At 61.5% G+C, this 24,200-nt stretch carries 19 protein-coding genes and 1 pseudogene; all 20 read right to left on the bottom strand.

Annotated elements, in window-relative coordinates; translation table 11 throughout:
• Nucleotides 1–27 precede the first annotated feature (27 nt).
• Complete coding sequence (gene yajC, locus V5B44_RS19200) at nucleotides 28–357, bottom strand: preprotein translocase subunit YajC (RefSeq protein ID WP_287635292.1); 330 nt, start codon at nucleotides 355–357, stop codon at nucleotides 28–30.
• A 48-nt stretch (nucleotides 358–405) separates the two neighbouring features.
• Nucleotides 406–540 (bottom strand): hypothetical protein, encoded by a 135-nt coding sequence (locus V5B44_RS19205; protein ID WP_332360692.1) that lies wholly within the window; start codon nucleotides 538–540, stop codon nucleotides 406–408.
• A gap of 24 nt (nucleotides 541–564) precedes the next feature.
• Nucleotides 565–1,497: an electron transfer flavoprotein subunit alpha/FixB family protein gene (locus V5B44_RS19210; RefSeq protein ID WP_332360694.1), complete on the bottom strand. Its 933-nt coding sequence runs from the start codon at nucleotides 1,495–1,497 to the stop codon at nucleotides 565–567.
• Nucleotides 1,498–1,499: 2 nt separating this feature from the next.
• Nucleotides 1,500–2,249: an electron transfer flavoprotein subunit beta/FixA family protein gene (locus tag V5B44_RS19215; protein ID WP_332360696.1), complete on the bottom strand. Its 750-nt coding sequence runs from the start codon at nucleotides 2,247–2,249 to the stop codon at nucleotides 1,500–1,502.
• A gap of 159 nt (nucleotides 2,250–2,408) precedes the next feature.
• Nucleotides 2,409–2,858, bottom strand: coding sequence for a MaoC family dehydratase (locus V5B44_RS19220; RefSeq protein WP_332360698.1), 450 nt, complete (start codon nucleotides 2,856–2,858; stop codon nucleotides 2,409–2,411).
• Between the two features lie 251 nt (nucleotides 2,859–3,109).
• The gene (locus tag V5B44_RS19225) at nucleotides 3,110–4,087 is read right to left on the bottom strand and encodes an NADPH:quinone oxidoreductase family protein (protein ID WP_332360700.1); all 978 of its coding nucleotides are present in this window, start codon (nucleotides 4,085–4,087) and stop codon (nucleotides 3,110–3,112) included.
• 134 nt (nucleotides 4,088–4,221) lie between these two features.
• Entirely contained in the window at nucleotides 4,222–4,719 is a 498-nt protein-coding gene (locus V5B44_RS19230; RefSeq protein ID WP_332360783.1) for a CBS domain-containing protein, read from the bottom strand.
• Nucleotides 4,720–4,743: 24 nt separating this feature from the next.
• Nucleotides 4,744–5,976 (bottom strand): annotated as a pseudogene (gene ccrA, locus V5B44_RS19235) (crotonyl-CoA carboxylase/reductase); the annotation flags it as partial.
• A 10-nt stretch (nucleotides 5,977–5,986) separates the two neighbouring features.
• The gene (locus V5B44_RS19240) at nucleotides 5,987–7,006 is read right to left on the bottom strand and encodes an ArgK/MeaB family GTPase (protein WP_332360702.1); all 1,020 of its coding nucleotides are present in this window, start codon (nucleotides 7,004–7,006) and stop codon (nucleotides 5,987–5,989) included.
• 10 nt (nucleotides 7,007–7,016) lie between these two features.
• Nucleotides 7,017–9,035: a protein meaA gene (locus V5B44_RS19245; protein ID WP_332360703.1), complete on the bottom strand. Its 2,019-nt coding sequence runs from the start codon at nucleotides 9,033–9,035 to the stop codon at nucleotides 7,017–7,019.
• A 2-nt stretch (nucleotides 9,036–9,037) separates the two neighbouring features.
• Entirely contained in the window at nucleotides 9,038–10,219 is a 1,182-nt protein-coding gene (locus tag V5B44_RS19250; protein ID WP_332360704.1) for a MaoC family dehydratase, read from the bottom strand.
• A 65-nt stretch (nucleotides 10,220–10,284) separates the two neighbouring features.
• Nucleotides 10,285–11,958 carry an acyl-CoA dehydrogenase family protein gene (locus V5B44_RS19255; protein ID WP_332360705.1) on the bottom strand — a complete coding sequence of 558 codons (1,674 nt, stop codon included), beginning with the start codon at nucleotides 11,956–11,958 and terminating at the stop codon, nucleotides 10,285–10,287.
• Nucleotides 11,959–12,009: 51 nt separating this feature from the next.
• Complete coding sequence (locus V5B44_RS19260; RefSeq protein WP_332360706.1) at nucleotides 12,010–13,452, bottom strand: DUF6986 family protein; 1,443 nt, start codon at nucleotides 13,450–13,452, stop codon at nucleotides 12,010–12,012.
• Between the two features lie 716 nt (nucleotides 13,453–14,168).
• A complete protein-coding gene (gene tgt, locus V5B44_RS19265; protein WP_332360707.1) occupies nucleotides 14,169–15,281 on the bottom strand; it encodes a tRNA guanosine(34) transglycosylase Tgt in 1,113 nt (370 codons plus the stop codon).
• A gap of 212 nt (nucleotides 15,282–15,493) precedes the next feature.
• Nucleotides 15,494–18,223, bottom strand: coding sequence for a pyruvate, phosphate dikinase (gene ppdK / locus V5B44_RS19270; protein ID WP_332360708.1), 2,730 nt, complete (start codon nucleotides 18,221–18,223; stop codon nucleotides 15,494–15,496).
• 163 nt (nucleotides 18,224–18,386) lie between these two features.
• A complete protein-coding gene (locus V5B44_RS19275; RefSeq protein ID WP_332360709.1) occupies nucleotides 18,387–20,009 on the bottom strand; it encodes an NAD(P)-binding protein in 1,623 nt (540 codons plus the stop codon).
• A complete protein-coding gene (locus V5B44_RS19280; RefSeq protein WP_332360710.1) occupies nucleotides 20,009–21,022 on the bottom strand; it encodes a thiamine pyrophosphate-dependent enzyme in 1,014 nt (337 codons plus the stop codon). The genes V5B44_RS19275 and V5B44_RS19280 overlap by 1 nt, the downstream gene beginning before the upstream one ends.
• Nucleotides 21,023–21,033: 11 nt before the next feature.
• Nucleotides 21,034–22,287, bottom strand: coding sequence for a pyruvate ferredoxin oxidoreductase (porA, locus tag V5B44_RS19285; RefSeq protein ID WP_332360711.1), 1,254 nt, complete (start codon nucleotides 22,285–22,287; stop codon nucleotides 21,034–21,036).
• The gene (locus V5B44_RS19290; RefSeq protein WP_332360712.1) at nucleotides 22,280–22,876 is read right to left on the bottom strand and encodes a 2-oxoacid:acceptor oxidoreductase family protein; all 597 of its coding nucleotides are present in this window, start codon (nucleotides 22,874–22,876) and stop codon (nucleotides 22,280–22,282) included. Before V5B44_RS19290 ends, porA begins: the two co-directional genes overlap by 8 nt.
• 249 nt (nucleotides 22,877–23,125) lie before the next feature.
• Entirely contained in the window at nucleotides 23,126–24,184 is a 1,059-nt protein-coding gene (locus tag V5B44_RS19295) for a MaoC family dehydratase (RefSeq protein WP_332360713.1), read from the bottom strand.
• Between the last annotated feature and the right edge of the window lie 16 nt (nucleotides 24,185–24,200).

The following is a 24,200-nucleotide window of genomic DNA, read 5'->3' on the forward strand; positions in this document are numbered from 1 at the left end:
CTGGCAGGCAGGCCACCCGGCAGGTGGTTAGAGTGCTTTCAGTGTGCCTTTGGGAAGAAGCACGGTGACTGCCTGCTTCTGCACCTGGATTTCGACGGTATCGGCGACTTCGAGGCTGATGAAGTTGTCGCTGACCCGGGTAATGCGACCGGCAACACCGCCCCCGGTGACCACTTCGTCTCCCTTGGCGAGGGCTTCAATCAGTGCTTTGTGTTCCTTCGCGCGCTTCATTTGCGGCCGAATCATCAGGAAGTAGAGGACAACGAACATCAGAATGATCGGCAGCAACTGCATGAAGCCACCCATCGGGTCGGCAGCGGCGGCGGCTTGTTGGGCGTGGGCGGTGCTGATCAGCACATCGGTCTCCTAAGGCAGAAGGTTGGAAATAAGCCGGCGATTGTACCACTAGCGCCTGGACTCCTGAGTACGGACGCTGTCGAGGGAAGCGACCTGTTGCCGAAGGGTGCCGGCAGCAATCGCGAACCAGCACCAGCCGCGAGCAGTCCAGTAGCCATCGATCAGGCCGTTGGGCAGGTTCATGCGGCCTGGCCTCCCTGGCGCTGCTCAGCCGAGTTCCGCCTGCAGCGCCGGCAGGACTTCGAAGAGGTCGCCGACCAGGCCATAATCGGCGACCTGGAAGATCGGTGCTTCGGCGTCCTTGTTGATCGCGACGATCACCTTGCTGTCCTTCATCCCGGCCAGGTGCTGTATGGCACCCGAAATGCCGACCGCGATGTAGAGCTGCGGCGCAACGATCTTGCCCGTCTGGCCGACCTGGTAGTCATTCGATACGTAACCGGCATCCACCGCCGCACGCGAGGCGCCCAGGGCGGCCCCGAGTCTGTCGGCCAGCGGTTCGAGCAAGCGGTGAAAGTTCTCGCCGTTGCCCATGCCGCGACCGCCCGACACGATCACCTTGGCAGCGGTCAGCTCCGGTCGTTCCGACTTGCTCAGTTCGCGACCAACGAGCTTGTTCTGGGCGAGATCGGGGCCGGCGCTCAGGCTCTCGATGCGCGCGCTACCCCCGTCGCCGGCGGCTTCGAAGGCCGTCGCCCGTACCGTGATGACCTTGACCGGGTCGGCCGACTGCACGGTGGCGACGACGTTGCCGGCGTAGATCGGGCGGACGAAGGTGTCGGCGGATTCGACGCCGATGATCTCGGAGATCTGCGCCACATCGAGCAGCGCGGCCACGCGCGGCATGAAGTTCTTGCCGCAGGTCGTCGCCGCCGCCAGCAGGTGAGTATGGCTTGCCGCATTGGCTACCACCAGCGCCGCCAGGTTCTCGGGTGACTGATCGGCGTAGTGCGGCGCGTCAGCGACCAGCACCTTGCTCACGCCGGCCAGCCCTGCCGCGGCATCGGCGGCCGCGGCACAGGCGCTGCCGGCAACCAGCAGGTGAATCTCGCCCCCGATTTTCGTCGCCGCGGTGACGGCGTTGCGTGTCGCCGCCTTGATCGAGGTATGGTCGTGTTCAGCAATGACGAGAATGGCCATGGTCAGATTACCTTTGCTTCAGTCTTGAGTTTCATCACCAGATCGGCCGCATCGGCCACCTTGATGCCTGCCGTTCGCTTCGGCGGTTCGGCGACCTTGAGTGTCTTCAGGCGCGGCGAGACATCGACCCCCAGCGTCGCCGGGTGGGTCGTCTCGAGCGGCTTCCTCTTGGCTTTCATGATGTTCGGCAGCGTCGCGTAGCGCGGTTCGTTGAGGCGCAGGTCGACCGTCAGCACGGCTGGCAAGGGCACCTCGACGGTCTCCAGACCGCCGTCGATCTCGCGCGTGACGGTCGCCAGCTGCCCGGCGGTGACGATCTTCGAGGCGAAGGTCGCTTGCGGCCAGTTCATCAGGCCGGCCAGCATCTGTCCGGTCTGGTTGGCATCGTCGTCGATCGCCTGCTTGCCGCACAGGACGATCTGGGGCTGCTCCTTCTCACACACCGCCTTGAGCAGCTTGGCGACCGCCAGTGGTTGCAGCTCGACATCGGTCTGGATCAGGATGCCACGGTCGGCACCAATCGCCATCGCCGTGCGCAGGGTCTCCTGGCAGTTGGCGATGCCCGCCGAAACGGCGATCACTTCCGTGGCAATACCGGCTTCCTTCAGACGCACCGCCTCTTCAATCGCGATCTCGTCAAAGGGGTTCATCGACATCTTCACGTTCGCCAGATCAACGTCGCTCGCGTCAGGCTTGACGCGAACCTTGACGTTGTAATCCACCACTCGTTTCACTGCAACGAGGATCTTCAATTTTCTCTCCCTTATGACTCAGCCGGATCAGTTCCCGATAATCCTGTTTACGCCAGCAGACCGGCCGGAATGACCTTCGGCCGGGACAACATCGACGGCCGTTCGCAGAGTGTCGAGCGTCACACTCCGGAGCACGATCGGCTGGCGCCCCGCCTGGGTTTACTTGCCTGCCGCTTCGCGCTTCTGCCGCGAGGTGGGCATCAATGTCGCCTCGCCATCAATGACCACCTTGTCACCGACGGTGCACACGGTATCGAGCACCACCCGGCACTTTTCAGCGATCACTTCCTTGACCGTCACCCTGGCATGGACAGTGTCGCCCGGACGTACCGGGGCGCGGAAGCGCAACGACTGGTTCATGTAAATCACGCCCGGACCGGGCAAACGATTGCCCAGCACCGCTGAAATCAGGCTTGCGGACAACATGCCGTGCGCGATACGGCCGCCGAACATCGTGGTCTTGGCAAAGTCTTCATCCATATGAACCGCATTGACGTCGGTGGACACACCGGCGAACAGGACAAGGTCTGCGTCAGTAATGGTCTTGGCGATTTCTGCGCTCATGCCGACAGACAAGTCTTCTATGTCGTAACCGTTCTGGGGATTCATGAAAGTCCTTTCTCGTAATCATCAGCGCGGAAATGGCCGCGCCCAGGGAAAGTGGCGCTTGCCAATGCCTGCGCCACTAGATTCTGTTGGAGGTTTCGGGAACCTGTGAGATGGGTGCGCTGCGGGGATCGTCATCTGAACCGAACCATCTGCAGTATCCTTGACACGTACATCTCCGTCAAGCGCCCATGGTTATCCGACAAGGCGCTGTCGATAGAGAACTGATCGAGTAGCGGGGCATTGGTAGCAGCTCAGCTGGCAGCAATGACGACCTTGCCGGTAGACTTGCGGCTCACCACCTGATCGAGCGCCTCAACCGCCTGCTTCAACGGATAGGTCGCAGAGACGTGCGGCTTGATCGAACCTGCCAGATACCACTGAATCAGCGTCTGGAAACTCTCGGTCATCACCTCCGGATTCAACTCGGCATAGGCCGGCCAGTTCACTCCAATCACGTCCACATTCTTGACCAGCAGATGATTGGCAGGGATCTGCGGTACGCTGCCACCGGCAAAGCCGATGACCAGGATGCGCCCTTCGAAGGCGATGCTGCGCAGCGAAGCGGTGAACAGCTCTCCGCCAACCGGATCGTAGACCACGTCGGCCCCTCTACCATCCGTTAACTCCTTTATCCTTGCCCGCACGTCCTCCTGGCTTGAATCAATCAGATGGTCCGCTCCGTGTTTACCAGCTACCTGCAGCTTGCCAGCGCTGCTGGCCGTCGCGATCACCGTCGCCCCCAGTTGCTTGCCGATAGCGACAGCGGTCAATCCGACGCCGCCAGATGCACCGTGCACCACCAGTGTTTCCCCCGCGCGCAGCCGTGCTCGATGCGACAGGGCGACATGCGAGGTGCCGAACACCACGGGAAAGGCAGCGCCGTGTTCCCACGACATCGCCGCCGGCATCGGCACGCAGCGCTTGCTGTCGGCGACAACCTGCTCGGCATAGCCGCCGTGCGGCGTGATGGCGATCACCCGATCGCCAGGCGCGATCCCGGTCACGCCGGCGCCCAGTTCGAGCACCTCACCGGAGACTTCAAAGCCGGGACTGAAGGGCGGCTGCGGTTGCTTCTGGTATTGGCCACGGGTGATCAGGCTGTCGGCGAAATTGACTCCGCAGGCCCGGACGCCGATGCGCACCTGGCCGGGACCGGGGCGCGGCTCTGCAACCTCGGCCAGGCGCAACCCAGCTGGACCAACGAGTTCTTGGCAGACGATGGCTTGCATGTCAGCGAGTCCTCCATCGTTGAAGAAAAAAAGCCCTTCTCGGCCGCGAAGGATAAGAAGGGCTTGATGCCTGTTCCCCCGCCCGGGGTAGGGCGGGGTGGCGCGAAGCGCCTGCTGGCCAGATCGAACGCCGATTACTCGCCGATGATCTTGCGCACGACGTCGGTCATCGAGATCACGCCGACCGGCTTCTCCTTCTCGGTGACCACCAGGCGGTGCATCCGGCGGCCCGTCATGAGGCTGACCGCATCGCTCAACAGCATGTCCGCATCGCAGGTTGCGCAACCGGGGGTCATGACCTGGCTGGCCAGCATTGCGCGTGCCTGATCGGGTGTCCGGCCCTGCCGTGCCAGAACCATATCGGTTTGCGAGACGACGCCGATGGCTTTTCCTTGCGCATCCATCACCACCACGGCATGAATCTCCTTCTCCACCATGATCTTGGCCACACTGCCGATGGTATCGTCCGGCGTGCACGAGATGATGCCAAGATGCATCAGATCGCGAACCCTGCTGCCATCGTCGGCGACCGTGATCGGCTCGCCCTCCGCGATGCCCGGCAGCGGCGTGGACATCGGGTAAGGCGCTGGTGTGGTATGCACGTCGCCCTTGGGCAGTGTTGGATGCACCATCGCCACGGCCGGCTTGCCGCTGGCGCCCAGGCCGAACTCGGTGGCGCCAATCAGCACCGACATGTTGCCGTGTGGGTGTTTGTTGTCGTGCATCAAGAGATGGGCAAGCGGCAATTCTTCGTAGGTGAACGCCCGCGACAGGCATGGGTCAAGCTGGCCGCGCAGCGCCAGCTGGTTCATCTCGTTGCACTGATCGGCATTGGCGAAATGCGAACCTTGCAGGCGCTTCTGGCGCATCCATAGGTAGCGTAGATCGACCGTCGCATTGTAGCCGGAGGTGCCGGCGCAGACGACGACCATACCGCCAGTTTCGCAAACGAAGATCGAGGTCGGGATGGTGCTTTCACCGGGATGTTCGAAAACGATGTTCGGCGCGCGCTTCTCACCCAGAACTTCCCAGATCTTTGCCCCGAACGACCGCACCCCCTTCAACCACTTGGCGTAGCCGGCATTATCCTTCCAGTGCGGCAACATTCCCCAGTGATCGAAGTCGTTACGGTTGATGCAGCCCTTGGCCCCCAGTTTCATGCAGTAGTCAAACTTGTCTTCGCCTGACACCATGGCGACCGACGTCGCGCCGACCGCCTTGGCGATCTGAATTGCCATCGAGCCGAGACCGCCCGCACCGCCCCAGATCAAGGCCACATCTCCCTTCTTGATCGAGCTGGCCCCCCAGCCATGCAGCATTCGCCAGGCAGTCGCCGCGACCAGCGTGTAGGCTGCCGCTTCTTCCCAGTTCATGTGCTTTGGCTTCGGCATGCACTGATGGCCTTGGACTCTTGTGAATTGGGCAAAACTGCCGAAATTGGTTTCGTAACCCCAGATTTTGAAAGACGGCGAGTACATCGGATCGCCGCCACCCTTGACCCACGCGCAGTTGCGGTTCCATTGGCCGCAATGCATTACCACTTCGTCACCGACCTTGACGTTGGTAACGTCCTTGCCGACGGCGTAAACGATGCCGGAAGCATCGCTGCCACCGATGTGGAAGTCCTCGGGTTCGCCACCCTTGTTGCGAGCGGCGATGACGTTCACCGGGATACCCAGTGCCGCCCAGACGTTGTTGTAGTTGATTCCCGCTGCCATGACATACACCAACACTTCGTCATCGGCGATAGACGGGGTATTGACGACTTCCTTCTGAAACGCCTCGGTTGGCTTGCCAAAGCGCTCCGGACGGATCAGCCAGGCATTCATTTTCTCCGGAACTTCGCCCAACGGAGGTCTGTTGCCTATTGCATAGAGTTGCGTACTCATAAACATGCTCCTATCTGGTTGAGTTGCTCGATGATTTTCCCGAGGTGAATCGGGAAAGGATGTGCATTCGCATACGTTCGTACTCGGCAAACTGATTACAACGATTTTCGCTCAGCCGCTGGTCGATGATGCTGTGACCACCAGCCAACTCCAGGCCAAAGGTGCCGAATTCCTCTTTCAGCAGGCGCATGACCCAGGCACTCTGATGGCGGGAGCGCAGTTTTCCCAGCAAGCCCGCATCGGTGAGAAAGCTGCGGTGCCTGTCGAAATGGTCGAGGAATGGTTTGATGCCGGTATGCGTGGTGGCACTCACCAGACATACCGGGTAGTCCCAACCCTCCCGGCGATCCGGCCGGGAAGCGCTGCGGCCAAGCTCGCTGGCAGTCTTGTGCGCCGCGGCGCCAAGATCGGCCTTATTGACCGCAAAAATGTCCGGAATCTCGATGATGCCCGACTTGAGATACTGGATCGTATCGCCCGAGGCCGGCTGCGCCACATAACAGACCGTGTCGCCGATCTCCGCAATATCGATTTCGGTCTGGCCAACGCCGACTGTTTCGATCACCACAATATCGAAACAGCCCAGCATCAGCCAACTCATCGGCCAGACCTCGGTCGCCACCCCACCCAGCTGACTGCGATTGGCCAGCGAACGAATGAACAGGCCTTCGTCGTAAGACGAGTTCTTGATGCGGATGCGGTCTCCGAGCAGGGCGCCACCGCCCAGTTCGGGGCGACTCGACGGATCAACGGCCAGTACGCCTACCGTCCGGCCGGCGAGCCGCCACTCCCGGATCATCGCGGCGACGAGCGAGGACTTGCCGGCACCGGGCGGGCCGGTGACGCCGATGAGGTGGCCGTCGTTCAGCCAGCGCTCGCCCGAGAGCGACGCGAGCAGCCGCGCTGAACGGTCACGTGCCGCCGCCAGCTTGTTGTCGAGCAGGTTCAGCCCGCTGGCAACCGCCGCCCGCTCCCCGCGCAGTATTCCTGACGCCAACTGCTCGGGGTCCGGAAGCTTGACCTCGGTCATGGTCGATCCGTCAATTCATCGCCGGAAGCCGTTCGAGGCCATTGCACTCCCGGATCACGTTGACCATATCCTCCATGATGGTATTGAGATTGAAATCTTTCGGTGTGTAGACGGCTCGCACGCCCAGCGACGTCAGCTTTTCCGCATCCTCCGGCGGGATGATGCCACCGGCAATCACCGGCACATTTGCCAGATCCCGCAACCGCAGTTCCTGCAGAACCGATTCCACCAGTTCCATATGGCTTCCCGAAAGGATCGACAGACCGACCATATGCACGCCTTCCTCCTGCGCCGCCTGGGCAATCTGCTGCGGCGTCAGCCGAATGCCGTCGTAGACGACCTCGAAGCCGACATCCCTGGCCTTGACGGCGACCTGTTCCGCACCATTGGAATGTCCGTCGAGCCCCGGTTTGCCGACCAGCAGTTTCAGGGGCCGCCCGAGGGCAGCGCCGGTGCTCGCCACCCTTGCCCGGAGATCGGTGACCTGATCCCGCTTACCCAGCACTTCGCGGCTGTCGATGGCAATGTCGATCCCGGTCGGTGGTCTGAACTCGCCGAACACCGCGCGCAGCGAATCGCCCCATTCGCCCGTGCTGACGCCCGCCAGGGCGCAGCGAATCGAACTGGGCATGATGTTCTCGCCACTCCTGGCGGCGTCGGCAAGCCCCTGCAGGGCGGCACGGACGTCGTCGGCATTGCGGTTCTTTCGCTGCGCCTGCAGCCGTTCGATCTGCTCGCGCTCGGCCGCCGGGTTGGTTTTCATGATCGACCCCTCGCTGCCCGTGGTCAGCGGCGATTCAGCCGTTTCCTGGAAGCAGTTGACCCCGATGATCTTCAGATCGCCTGACTCGATGGCGCGCAAGCGGTTCATGTGGCTACCAACGAGTTCCCGCTTGATATAGCCCGATTCGATCGCGGCAATGATCCCGCCCTGCGCTTCGACGTTATCGATTTCCCTTTGCGCACCGGCGATCAGTTCCCGGACCTTGGCGGCGATGACCGGCGATCCATCGAGAATGTCGTCGTACTCAAGCAGATCGGTTTCGAAGGCCACCACCTGCTGCATCCGTAGTGCCCATTGCTGATCCCAGGGGCGCGGCAAGCCCATCGCCTCGTTCCAGGCGGGGAGCTGAATGGCGCGGGCTCGCGCGCCTTTCGAGAGCACGACCGCCAACATCTCCAGCACGATGCGTTGCACGTTGTTTTCCGGCTGCGGCTCGGTCAACCCCAGGGAGTTTACCTGCACGCCATAGCGGAACCGCCGCAGCCTGGGATCTTCAACCTTGTAGCGCGTCAGCGCCAGTTCGTCCCACATTTCTCCGAACGCCCTGAGCTTGCAGCACTCTTCGACGAAACGTATGCCCGCATTGACAAAGAAGGAGATACGTTCGACGACCTGGGGAAACGCCGCCGGCTCGATCTCGCCGGAAGCCTTCACCCGATCCAGCACGGCCATTGCCGTGCACAGGGCATAAGCCAGTTCCTGCACCGGTGTGGCCCCCGCCTCCTGCAGGTGGTAACTGCAGATATTGGTTGGATTCCACTTCGGCACATGCTTGACCGTGTAGTTGATCGTATCCGCGATCAGGCGCATCGAGGGACCTGGCGGATAGATGTAGGTGCCGCGCGAGAGATACTCCTTGATGATATCGTTCTGGGTGGTACCGCTCAGTTTCTTCGCGTCGATCCCCCGGCGTTGCGCCAGGCCAATGTACAGCGACAATAACCATGCCGCAGTCGCATTGATGGTCATCGACGTGTTCATCTGATCGAGCGGGATCTGATCGAACAACTGATCCATGTCCTCGATGGATGATATCGGCACGCCGACCTTGCCGACTTCCCCCCTTGCCAGCGGACTGTCGGCATCGTAGCCGGTCTGCGTCGGCAGATCGAAGGCCACCGACAGTCCCGTCTGGCCTTTGGCGAGATTGGTGCGATAAAGCGCGTTGGAGGCCTTGGCCGAGCTGTGACCGCTATAGGTCCGCATCAACCAGGGCTGATCCCGTTTTTTCTGGACGGCAACCATGACTATCCCCTTTTCCGGATCAAGAGACGTCTCTCGATCTCAAAGATCTTCTGATCAATCTTCTCCTTGCCCATCTCCTTCTTGTCGTTTTCCTTGATGAACAGGTCCTCGCCATACTTGGCCAATGCGTTCGCCGCGCTGATGTTCTTGACGCCAATGAGCTGGAAACTGACGAGCCCGAACTTCGCGCCGAGGTCGCCCGGGGCATCCTCGGCCGCCAGCACGCGCGACAGGGCGGCAACCGTATCGCCGCTGACCGATGGTTGCGTGTGGTAGCCCTCGGTAAAACCGAGTTCCCAGACGCTGTTCTCGCTCACGTCGCGGCTGGCCAGGCCTTCCAGCCAGGCGAACACCAGACCGCCATAAACAATCGGGTCGCCGCTCATTTTGCCCGACAGGCCGGCACTGAAGATACGGTCGAAATGGAGCGGATGCGTGTTGCCAACCGCATAGGTCAGTGGCAGATGTTCCTCGGTGATCGTCCGCCCGTTGGCATGGACGATGACCTCGCCGACCCTGAAATCCTCGAACCAGGAATTGGGGCCGGTGAGACGCGAAGGGAGCTGCGCAGGGAAGTCCGGCAGCAGGACCTTGGCATCCTCGACCCACGGGAAGGCCGGCATCTCTGCCGATGGTGGCAAGGGTGTGGTTGAGGGGCGGTCTCCCTGCCCGGCGACCATGATCTTTCTCTCGTACTGGAGGACGACCTCGTCGTTCTGGTTGATGCCCAGTGTCCGGATGGTCACGATACCCGGCTTGCCGGCACCGCGTTCCTTGCGGTCGATGACCTTGGTCAGCGAGCGAATCGTATCCAGCGCATGAACCGGCCGCAGGTACTGTGCATCGTAATAGCCGAGATTGGCCATCGCCTTCTCGGAATCGTTCTGCACACCCAGTGACAGAACGACGTTGAAGACCATCTGCGGCGACGCCAGCAGACCAGAGAAGCCATTGGCACTCGCATACTGCTCATTCAGGTAAAGCGGATTGCATTGCATGTAGGTTCGGGCGAAAGCCTCCATTTGGGCAGCAAGGAAGGTGAAACCGCGGGGGTGGACAAAAACCTGACCCGGCACGAACTCTTCCAGATAGCGGCCATAGTGCGGATAGCGGACGCTTCTTAGGTCCACCTCCACTTTCCCGGCCAATTCAAGCTGTGCTCGAAAACGAATTGCTTGCGACATGGCATCTTCCTTTTGGCATGGCTATCCCGCGCGCTGTGTCGGCGCGCATCGGACTGAAGGTGGACCTACACCGCGTCAATCAGCGAGCGTGCGATGACCTTCAGAGCCAGCGTTTCCTCTGCCCCCTCGAAGATCGACAGCACCCGCGCATCGAGGAAGTAGCGGCTGACGGCTGTCTCCTCGGCATAACCCATCCCGCCATGAATCTGCATCGCTTCGCGGGTGAGCCATTCGGCCGTCCGGCAGGTGAACAGTTTGACCATGCTGGCTTCCATTTGCCCCTGTCCCTGATCCATCAAGCGACCCACGGCGTAGGTGAATTGGCGGGAGATGGTCAACAGTGTTGCCATGCGCGCCAGCTTGACGAGCGTGAGTTGATAATCTCCGATAGGTTTGCCAAAGGCCTTGCGCTCCTGGGAATAGGAAACCGCCTTTTCGAAAGCCGCCTGCATGACGCCAATCGCTCGCGCAGCGGTCTGAATGCGGCCGCCGGCAAATCCGGCCATGGTGAAGTAGAACCCCTTGCCTTCGCCGTCCGGTCCACCCACCAGATTTTCGTCCGGAACAAAAACGTTGTCGAAGAACACCTCGTACGAATGCATCCCGCGATAACCGATGGTCGCGATCGCGCGGCCAGTCAGCACGCCGCCCTGCGGCTGACGGTATTCGAAGTCGTGGCCGTCGTACGAGTCCTTCTCGACCAGGAACATGCTCAGGCCGCGGTGGCCGAGCGAGCGGTCGGGATTCGATCGCGCCAGAACCAGGAGGACGCCAGCCTTGCCGGCCATCGTGCACCAGGTCTTGACGCCGTCGAGAATCCAGCCGCCCTCACACTTCGTTGCTTTCAGTCGCATCGCTGCGACGTCGGAGCCAGTGTCGGGTTCGGTCACGGCAATCGCACACAAGGGGTCCCCCATCGCCACCAGCGGCAGCCACTTCTGCCGCTGCTCTTCGGTTCCACCCTTCAGCAGGGAACGGCTGAGGATTTCCGGTCGAGTGATCAGACTACCCGCCCCGCCGAGCGAGCCGCGCGAGAGCTCCTCGGTGACCACGATCATCCCCATGTTGTCTTCATGATCATCGCTCTGCAGGCCACCGTAGCGCTCGGGAATTGACAGACCAAAGCATCCCATTTCCGTCAACGGATCGAGAATCTCCTTCGGAATGATCCGGTCGTGACGATGAATCTCCTCCGCCAGTGGCATTACGACGTTGGTAGCCAGCTTGCGGAACGAATCCTGCATCATGGTCGCATCGTCACTCAGCATGTAGGCGCCGCTCGCGCCATTCAGCGCGATGACTTGCCTGCCCAGCGCCTCGAGATTGCCCGCGTCCAGCTGCGTCTGGCAGAACTGGTTGAGGGCCGCAGTCGACAAGGCAGCGATGTCCGTATCGTTCAGGCCAAAGCTCTGCGGTCGCGCCCGCAGACGATTGTGAATGTTCTGCAAGGCCTCGGCACAGAACACCAGGGCCATCCGCTCTTCCAGGCAGCTACCACCGCCTGTCTGAACTGCGGCCGCCTTGCCGGCATATTCCGCCGCGAAGCGTGCGCCGGTCGATTCGGCGGCACACCAGGCCAGATCAAAACTGGCCATCTGATGTGCGTCCAGTTTCTCGTTCGAGACTCCCTTGCCGCCGATGCTTTGCTGCTTGATCCAGTTCAGTGACTTCCTGATCAGTGCATCGGCTGATTCGAGATGCTGCAACGCTCCCTGCATCCCGCTGTTGACCTCAGTCATGGCTCATCCCTTTCTTTCCAGCCGGTCGGCCGGTATCGTTTCCTGGTCCGATTACTTCTTGGTCCGATTATTGACGATGCGAACAAACGAACGGGAACGCAATTCGTCCAGGGTGATCCCTGTCGCCAGAACCTCCTGTTCGGTGATTGCGCCGCAGGCCATTCCCCGCAGGAAGAAGTTCAGCAGTCCCTGACCCGTTGCCGCGTCGTCGAAGGTATTGCCCACCAGCGTTGCCTGGGCGGCCTTGTTGAGGAATGCGTTCAGCCGTGCCGAGGCATCCTGCAGGCCGCTGAGGAAGAAGGTGTCGACCGCCGCATAGCGCACCGGTAACTGCCCCGGATTCAGATCCCACCCCTGATAGTAGGCGTGCCGCATCGAGTGCATGATGTTGTCGTAGTGCAGCTTCCAGGCGCCATGCACCACCGCGCGATTCTCATCCATCTGCTGGGGAGAGAGCACCGCGTCCCTGGCCGCCTTGTGCGGTCCGATCGGCATGCTGGTGGTGGCCCCGTCGCTGATCGTGATACCGGTTCCTGCCAGGCTGACCTGCAGCACATGGCGGGCAAAATCGCAGGCCGGATGGGTGTGACTCTGGTGTGCGGCCGTGATGTTGCACGACGCCGTGTAATCGTAAGTGCCGAAAATCGCTGAACGGCAGCGGTGACCGCCCGCCGCCACCAGCAGGGGGACCGTGTTTTCGCCCTTGTGGTTGATGATCGACTGGGTGGTTTCGATCATGATTTCCATTCTGAGTGAATCCTTTGGAAAGCCAAGCCTGGCTTCCAGATTCTCCAATACCTTCGCACAGGTGGAAACCTGTGTCGGCGTCGTGACCTTGGGGAGCGTGACGATGAAGTTTTGTGGCAGTTTGCCGCCGGTTTTCTCGGCCAACCGGGTCAGGAAAATATCCAGGGTACGAATCGAGCGAACCTTGCACTCGTCCGAAAACGTCTTAACCCGGATACCGATAAACGGTGAGAGCACATTTTCGCTCATCCCTTTGGCCACCTCATCGGCAGCGGCGACGGCATGTCCGTCTTCCTCGTCGTCCGGGCGATTGCCGTAGCCATCCTCGAAGTCGATGCGATTGTCTTCGATGGGCTCGGTTTGCAGCTTCTTCAGTACCCGGTTGTAGACCGTGAACGCCAGCCAGGCGGCCGGCTTGATCTCGCGCACGTAGTCGGGATTCGCTTCCAGGGCACGCGTCAGACTCTCGATATAGATGGGGTTCGTCGGCAGCGCATCGGCGCCCGGCAGACCCAGCACACGGGCAAATACGTGGTAATTGGGTGCATAGGTATCGAGCGTCTTGAGCGCAACCTCACCCAACTTGGCGGCAAACCCCGCCTTGAAGAGATTAGCGCCGCCATAGACCGTGTGTACCGGCTGCCTTTCAAAGGAATCAGCCGGATAGTGAGACTTGAAATCCGCATTCGAATCGTGCAATTCACTGCAATAGGCATTCACTTCATCATGGGTCAGCGTGAGCTTCATATATTGCCTCCGTAATGTTGGCTAACACTTCACAGACATCCACTGGTTTGACGATCCTTCCCAGGAACGGGGGGGAGGGAGACCGTCGACAATCGCAACTGGTATTGAGGTAATACGAACGGTGTTGCCTGGGATTCGACGGGGCTTGGCTGAAAGAGAAGACCGGTCGTGGCAAACGAGAGTAAAGGCGGGCAAAAGGCGAGGTGCGCTTGAAGCGAAGGGGCGGGCGAAAGACGATTCCCCCGGAACCTGCCGGTGGCAAGTGAGCAAGACGTACTTGCCCGAAGCCTTCTTCATCGACACCATTCCGTCCCGGTGCCAGCCGCAATCCGCCCGGAGAGGGCAGCTTGCGCCTGCTGCGTGGAGAAGGACGGCAAAAGGGGGTGTTCATACCCAAAACGAGAAATCTAGACGAAGAGTGTATTAGCCGTCTCTGTCAGTCGGCCAGGGTCGTCGCGATTAATGTTTTGGCTCTTGATCCGCATCCCGTGCGTCGGGTGCGGACAGCGGCTTATTGGCCCCGGCTTGATGCCGAAGCATACGAAATCCAACGGCACCGAGTAGAGTATAGGAGTCCCTATCTAGCGCTGTCAATCTCGGCGTCAGAACCGCTCGGTCTATCCTGACGATTGCTGAGAAGTTCGCGGGTTGGCTCTATCGCCATGGCCCTGCGGGCCAGTCATTGGCCGCCCTTCGTGGCCGAAGCGGGCCTTCCACTACTGCTCTCGACTGCTCCTCTCCCGGTGGAAACTCGCCACCATTTCCGGCAGGGAGCCGCGAGCAATGGCCTCCCGGAGCTCCTGCATCAGCGCCTGATAGTAATGGAGGTTGTGAAGGGTACCGAGATGAGCGCCGAGAATCTCGCCGACGCGGTTGAGGTGGTGCAGATAGGCGCGCGAAAAGTTCCGGCAGGTGTAGCACGAGCAGGTCTCGTCAAGCGGTCGCGGGTCCTGCTTGTGCTTCGCGTTCCTGATGCGCACGTCGCCGTGGCGAGTAAACAGATGACCGTTGCGCGCATTTCGCGTCGGCAGCACGCAGTCGAACATGTCCATACCGAGCTCGACGGCAGCTACCAGATCCTCTGGTGTGCCAACGCCCATCAGATAACGTGGCTTCGGCTGTGGCAGGCGCGGTGCGGTATGCGCGAGGATGCGCGCCATGTCGATCTTTGGCTCGCCGACCGACAAGCCGCCGATCGCGAAGCCGTCAAAGCCGATCTCTTCGAGCCCGGCCAGCGACTCGTCACGCAGGTCTTCGTACATGCCGCCCTGGACGATCCCGAACAAGGCGTTGTGATTGTCCAGCTGGTCGTGCTGCCGGCGCGAGCGCTCAGCCCAGCGCAGCGACAGGCGCATCGACGCGGCCGCTTCAACCTGGGTGGCCGGGTAGGGCGTACACTCGTCAAGGATCATGGCGATGTCGGAGTTGAGCACGCGCTGGATGCGCATCGACTCCTCAGGCGTCAGGAAAAGGCGGTCGCCGTTGATCGGCGACTGGAACCTGACTCCCTCCTCGCTGATCTTGCGCAGGGCACCGAGAGAAAACACCTGAAATCCACCCGAATCGGTCAGTATCGGCCCATTCCAGCACATGAAGCGGTGCAGCCCGTCGTGCGCAGCGATGACCTCCAAACCTGGTCGCAGCCACAGGTGGAAGGTGTTACCCAGGCAGATCTGCGCGCCGGTTTCGATCAGGTCACGCGGTGTCATCGCCTTGACCGTTCCATAGGTGCCGACCGGCATGAAAGCGGGGGTCTCTATAGAGCCGTGGGCAAGGGTGATTCGGCCTCGACGGGCCGCGCCATCGCTGGCGAGAAGTTCAAAGTTCATGGGTCGTAGGAGGGCGGGCAGGGCAAGACCGTGGGCGCGTCGGCGCGAGGCATGCCGAGCATGCCGGACCGGCCACAGCGACAGGTTCAAAGCGGCCGCTGGTCAGACCACTTGACTGGCGACAAGAGCGCGTCGCCTCGTCGGCAGGCGTTTGCCGGATGAGCGACGAGCACCCCTGGCGAACCAGGGGTGCCGGTTCCTACAGTGTCTTACTAAGCGTTGTCGATCGCCGCTTGCGCTGCCGCCAGTCGGGCAATGGGCACCCGGAACGGCGAGCAACTCACATAGTCAAGGCCAACACGATGGAAGAACTCGACCGAAGCCGGGTCGCCACCGTGCTCACCACAGACGCCCAACTTGATGCCCGGGCGCGCTGCCCGGCCTTTCTCGACGGCCATCTTGACCAGCAGTCCGACGCCCTTCTGGTCGATCGACTGGAAGGGGTCACGCTCGTACATGCCGTCCTTCAGATAGCTCGGCAGGAACTTGCCGGAGTCGTCGCGGGAGAAACCCATGGTCATCTGCGTCAGGTCGTTGGTGCCAAACGAGAAGAACTCGGCTTGCTGGCCGATACTGTCGGCGATCAGAGCCGCGCGCGGCGTTTCGATCATGGTGCCAAGCAGGAAGTCGAGCTTCTCACCACGTTCCGCAAAAACTGCCGCTGCCGTCTGGCGGATGATTTTCGCCTGGGCGTTGAATTCACGGACGGTTCCGACCAGCGGGATCATGATTTCAGCCTTGACGTCATAACCCTTGGCCTTCATGTTCAGGCCCGCCTCGAGGATGGCGCGGGTCTGCATCTCGGTGATTTCGGGGTAGGTGATGCCGAGGCGGCAGCCGCGATGGCCCATCATCGGGTTGAACTCGTGCAGATCGTCGACCCGCATCTTGATCACCCCCAGCGGTACATTCATCTCATGCGCCATGATTCGCTGGTTGTCTTCGTCATGGGGAACGAACTCGTGCAGCGGCGGGTCAAGCAGGCGGATGGTGACTGCCAGGCCGCTCATCTCGCGGAACAAGCCCTCGAAGTCACCGCGCTGCATCGGCAGCAGCTTGGCCAGTGCCCGACGACGACCGGTTTCATCCTCGGCGAGGATCATTTCACGCACCGCCTTGATGCGGTCGCCCTCGAAGAACATGTGTTCGGTACGGCAGAGGCCGATACCCTTGGCGCCGAAGTTACGCGCCGCCTTGGCATCGTCGGGAGTGTCGGCATTGGCGCGCACGCCCAGTCGCTTGTAGCGGTCGGCGAGGTCCATCAGCGACCCGAAGTCGCCAGTGAGCTCGGCTTCCTTGGTCGGTACCTGGCCCAGGTAGACTTCGCCGGTCGATCCGTCGAGCGAAAGCCATTCTCCTTCCTTGTAGGTTTCGCTACCGACTGACATCGTGCGCGCGTGGTAATCGACATGCACCGCGCCGGCACCGGAGACGCAGCACTTGCCCATGCCGCGCGCGACTACGGCTGCGTGCGAGGTCATGCCGCCGCGGGCAGTGAGAATTCCGTTGGCGACGCTCATGCCGCGCAGGTCCTCTGGCGAGGTTTCCTGGCGCACCAGGATCACCGTCTTGCCTTTTCTGACCCATTCTTCGGCTTCGTCGGCAAAGAAGACGATCTGCCCGGTCGCAGCACCCGGTGAAGCCGGCAGGCCATGCGCGATCGAACGTGCCTTCTTGATCGCGGCCGGGTCGAAAACCGGGTGCAGGAGCTCGTTGAGGCGCTCCGGGTTGACCCGGCGCAAGGCTTCCTTCTCGTCGATGATGCCCTGGCGCAGCATTTCCATTGCGATACGCACCATCGCCGAACCGGTGCGTTTGCCGTTGCGCGTCTGAAGCATCCACAGGCGGCCTTCCTGGATCGTGAACTCGACGTCCTGCATGTCGGCGTAATGCTTTTCCAGCTTGGTTTCAGCCTGCAGAAGTTGCTGGTAGATCTCGGGCATCAGCTCTTCCAGCGACGGGAACTTGCTGCGGCGATCGGCTTCGCTCACCAGGGCCAGCTGTGCCCAGCGGCGCGAACCCTCGAGGGTGACCTGTTGCGGTGTGCGAATGCCGGCGACGACGTCTTCACCCTGGGCGTTGATCAGGAATTCGCCGTTGAACAAGTCCTCGCCGGTACTTGCATCACGGGTGAAGGCGACGCCGGTGCCGCTGTTCTCGCCAAGATTACCGAAGACCATGGCCTGCACGTTGACCGCCGTTCCCCAGGAATCCGGGATGTCGTTCAACTCGCGATAAACCTTGGCGCGGTCGTTGTTCCAGCTTTGGAAGACCGCCATCACGGCACCCCAGAGCTGCTCCCATGGATCGGTCGGGAACTCGCGGCCAACCCGGGCGCGAATCAGGCCCTTGAAACGCAGGACAAGCTCTTTCAGGTCCTCGGTTTCGAGATCGGTATCGAGTTGGACCCCCTTCTTCTCCTTCACCATGTCGATGACCACTTCGAAGGGGTCATGATCTTCCTTCGATACTGGCTTGAGGCCCATGACGACGTCACCGTACATCTGGACGAAGCGGCGGTACGAGTCCCAGGCGAAACGCTCGTTGTTGGCCTTGCGAGCCAGCCCGGCAACCGCCTCGTCATTGAGCCCGAGGTTGAGGATGGTGTCCATCATGCCCGGCATCGATGCGCGCGAGCCCGAGCGGACGGATAGCAGCAGCGGATCCGAGGAGTCGCCGAACTTCTTGCCCATTTCCTGCTCGACGAATGCCACTCCCTCGCGGACGTTGGCTTCGATCAGCTTGAACACCGCTTCCTTGCCCTGCTCGCTGTAGACGGTACAGGCCTCGGTGCTGATCGTGAAGCCGGATGGCACCGCGATTCCCAGGCGGCACATTTCGGCCAGGTTGGCACCCTTGCCGCCCAACAGATTCTTCATTTTGGCATCGCCGTCAGTTCGAGCAGCACCGAATACGTAGACGTTCTTGGTTTCAGTTGACATACACACATACCTCGCAGGTGAGGGAACAAGGAAAGGACACTTCAAACGACACGTTCGAAGTGCCCCCAGAGTTGGTGGTCCGGACATCCACACCGGGCCACGGTGTTTCTTGCTCCTGCCGGTACAACAGGTCAGGAGCGGCAGACTTGGTCTTGCCGAGCGCTCAGATCTCTTCGGCCTCCATCTTGATCGCGCCGCAAGGACATTCGGCGACACACATGCCGCAACCCTTGCAATAGTCGTAGTTGAACTCGAAGCGTTTGCCTGGGCCGAGCTTGATCACCGCATTGTCCGGGCAGACACCATAGCAGTTGTCGCACTCGAAGCAGTTGCCGCACGAGAGGCAGCGCCGGGCTTCGAACAGGGCGTTACTCTCATCGAGTCCGCCCTGGACTTCATCGAAAGTTGACTGACGACGAATGATGTCGAGCATCGGGCGCACGGTCTTCGGTGCATCGGCGTAGTACCAGGTGTTGAGGTTTTCAAAAACGGCGACCTCGCGTTGTGGCGGTGGTACGTGCTCCTCGCCACGCAACCACGCATCGATATGTCGCGCGGCCTGTTTGCCGTGACCAATGCCGACGGTCACGTTGCGTTCGGCCGGGACCATGTCGCCACCGGCAAAAATTCCCGGATGGCCGGTCATCATGTTGGCCCCGACCTGTACCACGCCATCGCTGACCTGCAGCCCGGGGACGCCTTCGAGCAGCCCGAGGTCGACATCCTGGCCGAGTGCCAGCACCAGCGAGTCGGCCTCGATGGTCTCGAATTCACCCGTCGGCTGCGGAAAGCCCTTGCTGTCGAGAGCCATCTTTTCAATCGTCAGAGACGACTCGTGGGCCTGCTTGATGGTCGACAGCCACTTGACCATGATGCCTTCCTGCAGGGCCTCCTCGACTTCGAAGTCATGCGCCGGCATCTTCTCGCGTGTGCGGCGATAGACGATCAGCGGCTCGGCGCCCATCCGCTTGGCAGTACGTGCCACATCGATGGCGGTATTGCCGCCGCCATAAACGACGACGCGACGGCCGAGCAGGGGTTTGTCTTCACCCTCCATGCTGCGCAGCAGTGAAATGGCATCGATGATTTTTGCCGCGTCGCCGGCCGGGATCATCGCCCGCTTGCCGATGTGCGCACCGACGGCCAGGAAGGCGGCGTCGAACTTGCCGGCCTGCATGGTGTCGAGGATGTTCTCGACCTTGCTGTTCAATTCCACATGGACGCCGAGGTCGACGACGCGCTGCATTTCCGCCTCGAGCACTTCACGCGGCAAGCGGTACTTGGGAATGCCAAAACGCATCATGCCGCCCAGCAGCGGGCCAGCCTCATGGACCGTTACCCGATGGCCAAGCCGGCGCAGGTGGTAAGCCGCCGACATGCCCGACGGGCCGGCACCGACGACCAGGACATGCTTGCCGGATTCGGTGGTCGGTGGTGTCAGTTTCCAGCCGCGTTTGAGCGCTTCGTCGCCGAGAAAGTGCTCGACCGAATTGATGCCGACGGGTTCATCAAGCTTGCCTCGATTGCAGGCGCCCTCGCAGGTGTGGTAGCAGACCCGTCCCATGATCGCCGGGAAGGGGTTGTCTTTCGTCAGATGCCGCCAGGCGCTTTCATAATCGCCGGATTCGGCGTGGAACAGCCAGCCCTGAATGTCCTCGCCGGCGGGGCATTGCTTGTTGCAGGGCGGCAGGCGGTCAAGATACACCGGCCGTGACGTGCGCCACGAGCCGGTGTGGTTGGCCAGCGAAGAGCCGGGGTCTAGGGTTATGGCAAAGGGCTTGTCCATCAGTTCGCCTCCTGGTCGAGCAGTCCGTACTTGCGAATGTTTTTGTCGGCCGCCGCCTGCAGGCGGGCGATCGTTTCCACTGCCGGCTTCTTGCCGAACAGGTGGGCGTAGCGTTTCTGCAATTTGAGGTACGCCTCGACCGGCTGTTGCCGGCGGATTTTCAGGACGTCGGTGACCTCGCCGTTTTCCGCTTCAAAAACCGGGAAGATGCCCGTTTCCTTGGCCAGCCGCGCGAGCAGGATGGTGTCCTGCGAAGCTGCGCCCCAGCCGAGCGGGCAGGGCACCAGGATGTGGATATAGCGTGCGCCGCGTATGCCCATCGCCTTGGTGACCTTATGTTCCAGATCGCGCAAGTCGGCAACGGTCGCTGTGGCGACGTAGGGAATCTCGTGCGCCATGGCGATCGCCGGGACGAATTTGCCCTGTCCAAACGCGTTCCCGGGTTCTGGACCGACCGGCATGGTGGTCGCGGTGCGGGCTGCTGGCGGCGTTGCCGAACTGCGCTGTACGCCGGTGTTCATGTAGCCGCCGTTGTCATAGCAAATGTAGAGCACGTCGTCATTGCGCTCGAACATTCCGGACAGGCAGCCGAAGCCGATGTCGGTGGTGCCGCCGTCGCCACCCTGGGCGACAACGCGGACATCACCCATTTCGCCCTTCTGCCTTTTCACTTTGATTGCCGCGGCAATGCCGGTGGCAACTGCGGCAGTATTGCCGAAGAGCGAGTGAATCCACGGGATCTGCCAGGAAGTTTCGGGGTAGGGGGTGGAAAAGACCTCAAGGCAACCGGTGGCATTGGCCGCAATCAGGCGGCCACGGGCGGCATTCATCGCCGCATCGATCGCGTAACGCGCGCCGAGTGCCTCACCACAGCCCTGACAGGCGCGGTGTCCCGAGTTGAGCGAATTGGTACGTTGCATGTCGGACTGCACACTGCGTTCTTCTTCGGCAAGCAGGCGGTTGCCGACGGTGAAGGTGCCGGTCTGGTAAAAATGGACGGGTTGGAAGCTCATGGATGATTTCCTCAGCCAATACGGGCGGCAATGACGCCCACGTCGCGCAGCATGCTCTCGGCTGCCGGACCCGAACGGCGCGTTGTGCGCTCGCGTTCGAGCTGCTTGTTGACCACGTTCCAGTCGAGATCGAGAAAAGTGAGGTGCTCGAGCTCGCCGCGAGCGGCCTTGGCAAACAGTGCGCGCAGCGATTTCCGGGTGATCGCCCGTCCGCCGAGTCCGGCAACGACGGTGTGCCCGTGCAATTGCAGACCCGACATCGCCATCCGCACGTCGGTGGACAGGATGCCGCCGATGCCGACGGCCAGGCTCTTCTCGAGCACCACCACGCGCTGCGCGTTCTGCAACGCGGCACGGACATTCTCGATCGGGAAAGGACGATAGGAGGTGATTCCCAGGACGCCGATCTTTTCGCCCGTCGCGCGCATCTCGTCGACGGTGTCCTTGATGGTTCCCAGTACCGAGCCCATCGCGACGACAATCGTGTCGGCATCCTCGGTCAGGTACGAATGGGTCAGGCCGCCCGACTCGCGACCGAACACCGCCTTGAACTGCTCGGCCAGCTGCGGGATACGTTCGAGCGCCTGCATCTGCTTGGCGTGCGCCAGGTAACGTACCTCCGAGAAAGCCTCGGGGCCGACCATGGCGCCAATCGAAACCGGCTCCTTCGGGTCCAGCATCTGCCGGGGTTCGTACGGCGGCAGGAAAGCGTCGACCTGTTCCTGTGTGGGGACGTCCACCCGCTCATAAGCGTGCGTCAGGATGAAGCCGTCCATGCAGACCATCACCGGCAGGCTGACCTCCTCGGCGAGCTTGAAGGCCTGGATGTGCAGATCGAGTGCCTCCTGATTGGTTTCAGCGAACAGTTGTATCCAGCCGCAGTCGCGTTGCGAGAGTGAATCGGAGTGGTCGTTCCAGATATTGATCGGAGCGCCGATGGCTCGGTTGGCCACGGTCATGACGATCGGCAGACCGAGTCCGGAAGCGTTGAACACCGCTTCAACCATGAACAGCAGGCCTTGCGAGGCAGTCGCCGTGTAGGTCCGGGCACCGGTGGCCGAAGAACCGATGGCGACGCTCATCGCAGCGAATTCGGATTCGACGTTGATGAACTCGCAGTTGGCGACTTCGCCGGCCTTGACCATCTCGCCCAGGCCTTCAACGATGTGCGTCTGCGGCGAAATCGGGTAGGCGCAGATGACCTCGGGCCGGCAAAGGGCGACTGCCTCGGCAACGGCGTGTGAACCTTCAGTCTGTTTAAGCATGTGCGACCTCCTCCTGACGCGCCCTGGCAATCTCGTCGATGACGAACTGATAAGCCTCGCTGGCCGCAGCGATATTGTTGCTGGCCACCTTGTCGGAGAACTTGGCGTTGATCGCCTGAATGACCGACTCCAGTCGGATGATGCCGGACGCGGCGGCAAAGCCCGCCAGCAAGGGCACGTTCGGCATCGGACGACCGACGTGTTTGCGGCTGAGGTCGGTGGCGGGAACCGTGCACAGCCTCTCCTTCGGCCAGTCACGGACGTAATCACCGAGGCCCAGTTCGTCGAAGGTGCGGCTGGTGTTGATCAGAATGTAGCCGTCCTTTTTCAGGCCAGAGAAGACATCGACCTGGTAGAGCAGGGTCGGATCCTGAATGATCAGGGCATCGGGTTCCATGATCGGTTCGCGCAACCGGATCTCCTTGTCGGCGATGCGGCAGAAGGCGACGACAGGGGCACCGGTTCTTTCCGAACCGAAACTCGGGAAGGCCTGAGCGTGGCGGCCCTCCTCAAACGCAGCAATCGACAACATCTCGGCAGCCGTAACCACGCCTTGGCCGCCGCGACCGTGTATTCGGACCTGGAACATAATTCCTCCATTGTTTTACATCGTTCTATTGACGTTCGCGCAGCATAGCTGAGTTCGAGTCCGATGAAAACAACGATACCGCGGCGTATGGCGGAACTTCTTGCGGTGGCGGTGGCTCCAGAGCACGTTTTGTGGTAGCGAAGAGGGCCTCATGCCGACTGCCGAAAGCCAGTCGCTGGAGCAGAAAGGCCCGCAGCGGCGCGGCGACTGTGCGCGCACCGCAAGTGGTGGCCTTCGGATAGTCGAAGCCTACGCTCTTCTCGGTATCAGCACCGTATAGTCGAAGTCGAGCAGCACGCTCGGGTCATAGCGGCCATCGATGGTCTTGTAGGGAAACTCGGCGCAGGGCTGGTCCTTGGTCGCCACGGTGCGCAGGCGGAGCGCCCCGAGATCATTGCGTCCCGGCAGGTCGACCCGGTCGATGACTTCCGACCAGGCGTAGATCGTATCGCCGGCAAAGGCCGGGGCGACGTGCCGGCCGCCGTTGATCGCCGCGACGCTGAAAGCGTTGGCCAGCCCGTTGAAGGAAAGCGAGCGCGCCAGGCTGATGATGTGACCGCCATAGATGATCCGGCGGCCGAAGCGCCCGGCTTTTTCCGCCTGCTGGTTGAAGTGCACGCGAGCGGTGTTCTGGTACAGGCGAGTGGCCATCATGTGCTCGCTTTCTTCGATGGTCATGCCGTCCACGTGGTCGATGCGTTCGCCGACCTGATAGTCGTCCCACAGGTCGGGACTCCCGGAGAGCGCCTGATCGTACTGCTCGATTCTGATTCCCGTCGGAACGATCAGATCGCTTGCCGCCACCGCTGCGGGCAGGTCTGGCACGACCGCTTCCGGTGCCGGCGACGCCGGCTCCCGCTTGCGAACCATGACCCAGCGGCAATAGTCGAGGGCGATCTGCCCACGCTGATTGACACCGCAGGAGCGCACAAAAACGATGCCAGTCTTGCCATCGCTGTTCTCTTTCAGGCCAATCACCGTCGAATCAGCGCTGAGCGTATCACCCGGATAGACCGGGTGGCCAAAGCGGCCGGCCGCGTAGCCGAGGTTGGCGACGGCATTCAGCGAGATGTCCGGGACCGTGCGGCCAAAGACCATGTTGAAGGCGAGCAGGTCATCGACCGGTGCGCGCGGAAAGCCCAGGCTGTGGGCGAAGGTGTCGGCTGAATTGGTGGCAAAGCGCGTGCCGGTCAGCGCGGTGTACAGCGCCACGTCGCCCTCGGTGATGGTTCGCGGTGTCGCGTGGGCAATCGCCTGCCCAACGTGGAAGTCCTCAAAGAAATTACCCAGTCTGGTCTTTTCGCTCACTTGACTTTCTCCCCGC

The organism is Candidatus Accumulibacter necessarius, assembly GCF_036625085.1.

Bases quoted from the DNA above. Each gene is read 5' to 3' on its own strand.
- V5B44_RS19240 (WP_332360702.1), bottom strand. From the start codon at position 7,006: ATGACCGAGGTCAAGCTTCCGGACCCCGAGCAGTTGGCGTCAGGAATA.
- V5B44_RS19260 (WP_332360706.1), bottom strand. From the start codon at position 13,452: ATGAAGCTCACGCTGACCCATGATGAAGTGAATGCCTATTGCAGTGAA.
- V5B44_RS19230 (WP_332360783.1), bottom strand. From the start codon at position 4,719: ATGGTGCATCCAACACTGCCCAAGGGCGACGTGCATACCACACCAGCG.
- V5B44_RS19275 (WP_332360709.1), bottom strand. From the start codon at position 20,009: ATGGACAAGCCCTTTGCCATAACCCTAGACCCCGGCTCTTCGCTGGCC.
- V5B44_RS19245 (WP_332360703.1), bottom strand. From the start codon at position 9,035: ATGGTTGCCGTCCAGAAAAAACGGGATCAGCCCTGGTTGATGCGGACC.
- porA (WP_332360711.1), bottom strand. From the start codon at position 22,287: ATGCTTAAACAGACTGAAGGTTCACACGCCGTTGCCGAGGCAGTCGCC.
- V5B44_RS19205 (WP_332360692.1), bottom strand. From the start codon at position 540: ATGAACCTGCCCAACGGCCTGATCGATGGCTACTGGACTGCTCGCGGC.
- V5B44_RS19255 (WP_332360705.1), bottom strand. From the start codon at position 11,958: ATGACTGAGGTCAACAGCGGGATGCAGGGAGCGTTGCAGCATCTCGAA.
- V5B44_RS19225 (WP_332360700.1), bottom strand. From the start codon at position 4,087: ATGCAAGCCATCGTCTGCCAAGAACTCGTTGGTCCAGCTGGGTTGCGC.
- V5B44_RS19290 (WP_332360712.1), bottom strand. From the start codon at position 22,876: ATGTTCCAGGTCCGAATACACGGTCGCGGCGGCCAAGGCGTGGTTACG.
- V5B44_RS19280 (WP_332360710.1), bottom strand. From the start codon at position 21,022: ATGAGCTTCCAACCCGTCCATTTTTACCAGACCGGCACCTTCACCGTC.
- V5B44_RS19220 (WP_332360698.1), bottom strand. From the start codon at position 2,858: ATGAATCCCCAGAACGGTTACGACATAGAAGACTTGTCTGTCGGCATG.
- V5B44_RS19210 (WP_332360694.1), bottom strand. From the start codon at position 1,497: ATGGCCATTCTCGTCATTGCTGAACACGACCATACCTCGATCAAGGCG.
- tgt (WP_332360707.1), bottom strand. From the start codon at position 15,281: ATGAACTTTGAACTTCTCGCCAGCGATGGCGCGGCCCGTCGAGGCCGA.
- V5B44_RS19250 (WP_332360704.1), bottom strand. From the start codon at position 10,219: ATGTCGCAAGCAATTCGTTTTCGAGCACAGCTTGAATTGGCCGGGAAA.
- ppdK (WP_332360708.1), bottom strand. From the start codon at position 18,223: ATGTCAACTGAAACCAAGAACGTCTACGTATTCGGTGCTGCTCGAACT.